Source organism: Candidatus Hydrogenedentota bacterium (assembly GCA_012523015.1).
Classification (GTDB): Bacteria; Hydrogenedentota; Hydrogenedentia; order Hydrogenedentales; family CAITNO01; genus JAAYBJ01.
Genome location: JAAYJI010000101.1, coordinates 1 through 6,532 on the forward strand (window position 1 = coordinate 1; position 6,532 = coordinate 6,532).

Sequence of the window (6,532 nt, forward strand, 5' to 3'; positions counted from 1 at the left end):
ATCATAGGCTGCAACACAGTGCTCATAGCCTTTTATGGCGTCCTTTGTGTGCTGCTGCGCCTCTGCCAAGCGAGCCGCCCCATGACACTGCTCCGCCCTATCGGTCTCTGTGTCTGCAACAGCTTTCCATGTCTCCAAGAGCTGTGCCGCTTCCTCCGTGCGATTCAAATGCAAGAGTACCTCGAAAAGCGTGCTGTAAGGAGCTGTGGTGACGTGGTCTCTTGTTAGGGCTTCACTTAGGATTGCTGCGGCATCCTCAGCCTGTCCCGCTTGCCAAAGCAAGATACCCGTCCGTTCCATGGTAAATGTGCGATGCTCGGGGCCGTTAAAACGGGCTTTCAACGCACGCTGATAAAAATCGAGCGCCAAGGCATATTCAAAAGAGGCTTCACGCCGTTTCCCTTCGCGCATGAGCGTCTCTCCGACAGCATCATCGCGGCGTTGGAGGAAGTCTGTTCCGTACCAAGCATAGCATGCAATGAGCGTCAAAAAGGCAAAGGTTGCAAGCATTGTTAACGCAGCGATACCCCCCCACTGCCCCTTCCCGTTCCGATTTTGATTTTCGGCTGAACGGGTTGTTGTGTCAAAATCTGTGTTCATCTTTTTATTGCGTCCCCCTTGGTGAAAACTCGGTAAACTGTCGCAGCCGGCTCAGCTCTTGCCCCGCCTGTTTTCGAAGATCAATTTTTTCTGGCAACAAGTTGATGGCAGCGGTATAGGCAAAAATCGCCTCATCATAACGGTGCTCATTTTGGAGCATTCTGGCATAGGTCAGTTGGATGATCGGGTCGTTAGGAGCAAGGGTCGCCGCTTTTTTAATATCCATCATGCCCTCTTTGACGCGCCCCAATTCCGCCCGTGCTCCGGCACGTCCCGACAAAAGACGCGGTGTATCACCGACAGGCAGCTCATTAATGGCAAAGGTAAAATTCTTTTCTGCGTCGTCATAGCGCCCGCTTTCCAGATAAACGCCGCCAAAATTGGCACGGATAGTTGCCTCCTGCACAGAGGCTCTGGGAATTTCCGGAAGCAGCACCAAAAAATAATCTGCCACAAGACTATATTCGTTGCGTATATCCCGGTCGGAAGCCTGCTGAACAAGCCGCGCCAACTCCAAGGACAGCTCTTCCAATTGTTGCGCCGTTTTTTGGTCAGCACACAATTCTTTCACAAAAAGCGGTATGGCATCCCGATTCTTACAGCCTTGCATGGCAAGCCGTAAAGGCGCAAGGTCTCCCTCGTTCAAGGCGATCCCGGCAAGGAGCGCCCACAGCTCTGCCCGTTCAGGCAGCACTTCCAAACTCGCCGCAGCAGTCCGCGCCGATGCCTGTGATTGCGGATCGAAGGCTGTCCACGCGCGCGTCAATCTGCGCACGGTAGCGACAAAGGCATCTTCTGTTTCCGGAAGATCGGGAATAAGTGCGGCGTAACGCTGGTATCCCAAACTTAACAGCGCCGTCGTATTGTCGGAATTTTGCGCCGCCGCCTCCAGCATTACCCATCCGGATTCATCATCCATCTTTACGTGCAAGGCTTTGGTGATCGGGTCTACCGCTTCGTTTGGTCTATTGAGTTTTAAATAAGCCAGTCCCAAAGCTTGATAAGCGCCCGGCACATCTACAGCCCCATAAGTCAGGGCTTCCTGTATCTGCGCCGCCGCCTTTTCCCAATAGGGAGCGGCTTCTTGCTGCTGCTCTTCGGCCAAAATCGCTTTCGCGCGGGCTATGCGCCACCGCACATCATGGACATTGGGCGACACTTCACAATAATGAAAACCCTGTTCCGCATAGCTTTGCGCTTGGTCTAACAAGTGGGCTATGGCGGGATAATCGGGAGATGCTGAAGCGCGTGCCAGACGCAGCCCTTGATTTAAATAGGCCCGTGCAAGATTCGCCGCTTTGTGTGGATGATAGGGATCTAAAGCCAAGGCTTGACTGTAATATGCTATGGCTTCAGGGATTAATGCCTGACGCATACAAAGATGTCCGAGCATATCGGGATAACGGTCATCCCAACTGATCAGCTTTTGACCAATACGAAGGTTCTCAATCCCCTGTTTCCGCACTTGTGTGAGATAAGGCGAATCGGGGTTTTTCTCCAAGAAAAAACGAACCGCGTCTCCACGCTGAAAATAGATTTCACCCACCAAAACGACTGAAGCACTTAGTAGACATACGAGAGACAAGGTACAGAGGAAAAGGGGAAAAGAGCGCCGTGGACGCCCTTGTGGAAGAACAGCTCCTTTGCCAAGAGATGGGAGCTCCTTCTTTTTCTTCTCGATTCCCCTATCATCAGCTGTCCGGGGAAAGGGTGTTGCCAGTCCATCTACAACGCCGATCATAAGAAAGAATAAGGCTCCCGACACGGGCACACGCAGATTAAAACCGAAGAGTCCATCGACGATAAAGGCCATGAAAAATGCGGCCAACGTATAGCCTAAAGCGCGTCGCGCCGGATCTTTCTCAGAAAAAGCGAGGGTCAAACAGCGGATCAACAAAGCGATGAGCAAAAAGACATGAAGGAAAAGTCCCGGTACGCCACTTTCTACCGCCGTTTCAAGTAAATCACAATGGACGTGCATATTGCGCTTTTGCCGTTCAGCAAACCATTGTTTTTCGTAGGGGGTCCAATGGGCGATGGCGTTACGCGCATAATTGGCGGAACCTTTACCCATGATCGGATTATCCAACACCATCTGTGCCGCACCGTAATAACCGTTGTACCGCAAAATCAAAGAGCCATCAGTGGGAAAATAATAGCCGCTGCGTTTATGAGATACAGGCAACAGTGCAAGGAGACCTATCAAGCCAAGAACTGTAGTCAAGACTAGTGCACTTACCGCCTTCCTCATTGTTTTTTCGGAACGCCAACGTGAAATCAAGAAAGATACAAAGAACAATCCACCGGCAGCAGCCAGCGCCAGCGGCGCACCACGCATATGGGTCATATATAAATGGGCGGCCATGACAAGCATTAAGGCAGCCACCCAACGATAGGAAGCGTGGGAAATAAGATACGCGCCCAGAATAAGCGTCAGTGCAAGGACATGACCGGCAAAATTAGGATTGGCGTAGGTAGAGGGCAATCCGCGGTATTCCTCGACATTTCGTGATGACCATGGAAAAATATCCCAGCCCACATACTGCATAAATCCATAAACACTGGACAAGAATACAGCGCAACAAATGACCAGAAAAAGGAAACGGATATGACGTGTTTCACGAAATACCCGCGATGCGAATAGGGCAATAAGGATCCACGTGGTATAGACGCGCAATTCGTCCAAACCCGCCATTTTAAAATTGGAATGGAGCACACACACGAGATTCCACACAAGCCATAGCGCGACAATCCCCAGCATCGGTATCTTCGGCCAATCCCAACACGCGCCCTTTTTAACAGGGCGTACCACTAGACTAACAGCCAACAAGAATAAAGCGATGGCGGAAAGCAATTCTTTAATATGTTTAACGGGATTGGCGTTGAGCGGAAATAAGGCGAGAACAAGGACAACTATCCAACAATAGATAATCAGGCGGTGGAATCGTGCCAAACGGAATTCTTCATTCATTCTATTCATATTGCCTGCTGCAGGGTCGGAACCATAATAGACCTAGAAGTTGCGCCTCATCGCGCATCGACCAAAGTCACGGGACATAAGATACAGGGGCAGTATACAGAAATAAATCTGTTTGTTAAAGAAGCGCTTTATTGTCTTCATCTGATACAGACTCTTTTAATCGCCCCTTTGAAACAGAAAGACGATGCCGGACAAAGTCTATGGTTCCACATTTTTTGTCCATGGTATTTAGAAATCGTTGTCTAATTTTAAGGGAGTGGTCAACAATAGCCTTGTTTCTCCGGCGCGCATAGACAACAAAATACTGTCCTTTTGGTACCAGCCAATCTCGGCGTCCAGTTGATCTTCAATATCACAGAAAAATCCAAAATTAAAGGAGCGTTTACCGGCGCGGCCCGCGTGGATAGCAACAAAAGGCGGCCGTGCAAAAACGGTGTCATAATAAACCCGTTCCAGGGGATTGGGATATAAAGGCTGTTCCAAAATTTTTAAAAGTGTGCAGAGTAAAGGCGCTGTAATCTCGGGTACCGCCACATACAAGGAAGTCCAGCCTTCGGGGAAACTAGCCAAGGCAATGCTCCCCTTTTGGTTGTCTGCAGTGTAATGAGACAAGATGTCCACATCCTCATTCGGCTCCACATAAAAAAGAGGATCCCACAGCGCTTCATTGCCGATATCATTCTCATTTTGGAGATAGACTCCTCCGGAAAGTAAATATTTCGATCGGGACGGGGCAGGCTCTTTAAAGGCCTTGACGGACATGCCAGTCACTTTACTGATATTTTCAACAGAGGCATTGGCGCCAAAGTATCCGGGCGCGTAAACCCAAATGGCACAAGCCTGTTCCTGTGCCAAACGAGTATGAATGCGATCGAGATCATTGGCCGGGATGAGAAAGGCATTTAGGAAAAGGTAGACCGGCGTGGGTGGTGAAATCCCGTCGACCACGTCGCGGAAAAGATGAAATCGCGTGCTTACACCGCAATGGAGCACGGCATCGCGGGCGCGTTGTAATAATCCCGCATTCATATGCTCAGCGGCCTGAAGATAAAAATTAACGGACTCATCCACGACAACTGTGAGTGTGGCTCCGTCTTCGAATTCCGATGGCTGTGCAGCAGCGGCATGACGTTTGCTATAAATATCTTTCAGCTTACCGAATTGAACCCACTGTTGCTCATCATTGAGCCATCCTTCGCCTTGCGGATCGGACCAGATCAATCCCAGGTCGTAGGTGAGTGCCATCGCAAAATTACGCCGTTGAACTTCATACACATCTTCGGCTCGAATGCCCTTTATCCGCTCAAATTCGCCGGTGTCTTCGGAACGTTCCACTCCTGTGCGCGTATCATCAATGATATACCATTGTTTATCACGAAGCCGGGCACTGTCGAAGGGGCCCATCATCCCGCCAACACCGCCAAGGCCACGATCAAAATAGGATACGGGTGAGATAAATCCGGTGACATCACTTTCCAAAAGCAACTCTAAGGCAAAATGACCGGAAGCGCTGTGCAAGCTTTCAAAGGAATAGCCGTAAGGCACAAGGATCATGGGCTCGACCACAGAAACGCTCGCTATCATGGCCGCCAAACCAGCAATAACCGAAGAGACTTGTTCGGAACAATAGCGGTAAAAATCGACCAAGGATTGTTGTTCGGGCAAGACAGCAAGAGCATTCTTTTCTTCCGTCGAGGCAGGCCGCTCCGGAATGGTCACCGTTTCAAGGTTGAGCCCCGGTCGAACCCAAGCCTTTTGAAAAGACTCTTCGTTTCCATAGGTGTGCTGCAGCCAGTCTTTGAAATGTTGTTCGTTCACTTCGGAACGGTCGAAAGCGCCGGGCAGCACCCACCGTTGATCCGTTAGGGCCGTTAAAATATAGCCCTGTATATTTTCACGGTGCGAACCCGACTCAACAGCAAGAATCATTTCTTCCAAACGTTGACGTGCAGTCTCAATCCACAAATCAGAACCTATGGAGGGGTGCGCCTGCAGGGCGTCTTGTGTCTTGACTGCTGCTTCCGGATGCTGTTCCAGCCAACCGGTAGGCGGATTCAAATCGACGCGAAGTACCAGACCCGCTTTTTTATCTATGGCAAGATACTGCTCAAGAACAGGATTATAAGGATCGGTCTTTTTTTCTCCTTCTTCTACTTCTGTCCAGTCTAAGGGTAAGGGAACGATAAAGCGATTGATGCCATTTTGAGATGCCAAGGTCAATTGAGATTGGGTGACCTCCCAATTGTCGGCTACCTGACCGCCTACATAAAGAAATATGGGAACCGCTTCCTTAGATTCTTCTGTGGCGTGAATATCGTTCTGTCCTGACTTGGTTGTCGGCACGGCTGTTGAGGAAGGTGCTTGTCTGTCGGGTACGGAATATACGATGGGCGACACGGAGAGTTTGCCCAAATACAATCCTGCTAAAACAGTGGCAGTCAACAAAATCATAAAAAAGAGGACTCTCACAAAAATATCGCGAGAAATGGATTTCGGTAGAAATTTCATTCAGGAACCTTTTCAGTGGCTAATATTTTCCCTCAGGGATGCAGATATTCATAAACATTCCTTAAGACATGCATTTTAACTTTGTTCCAAGTGATAGATCAATTTCAGTCCAAAGTCTGCAGGTGTTGTTTAATGTCTTTACAAGCCGCTCATGTATAATAGTTCAATTCTGCAGCGTACAACGCTATAATACGATGTTTAATGATACCGGAGGATCGCGCAGGCTATTTAGAGAAATGGATCTTTTGAAAATCACGTTGTAATTTCTTTCAATTGATCGCGACCGTCCCGAGAAGAATAACTATTTTTTTTCGGGTCTCTTTCTTTTCTAAATCCGCATCGCCTTCTATCTATATAGTTGAGCAGCAATAGGAAAAATCTTCATGACTCTATTTGAAACAAAACGAGGGCTCTATATCAGTGTCCTTATCCTTCTCAATTTGA

Annotated in this window: 3 protein-coding genes; all 3 read right to left on the reverse strand. The window is 48.9% G+C overall.

The genetic code is table 11. The features are described from left to right. The coding region (locus tag GX117_04405; protein ID NLO32585.1) for a tetratricopeptide repeat protein at window positions 1-600 on the reverse strand (600 nt) is incomplete at its 3' end. A gap of 4 nt (window positions 601-604) precedes the next feature. Continuing rightward, complete coding sequence (locus GX117_04410; GenBank protein ID NLO32586.1) at window positions 605-3,580, reverse strand: hypothetical protein; 2,976 nt, start codon at window positions 3,578-3,580, stop codon at window positions 605-607. A 228-nt stretch (window positions 3,581-3,808) separates the two neighbouring features. Beyond that, window positions 3,809-6,088 carry a hypothetical protein gene (locus tag GX117_04415; protein NLO32587.1) on the reverse strand — a complete coding sequence of 760 codons (2,280 nt, stop codon included), beginning with the start codon at window positions 6,086-6,088 and terminating at the stop codon, window positions 3,809-3,811. Window positions 6,089-6,532 lie beyond the last annotated feature (444 nt).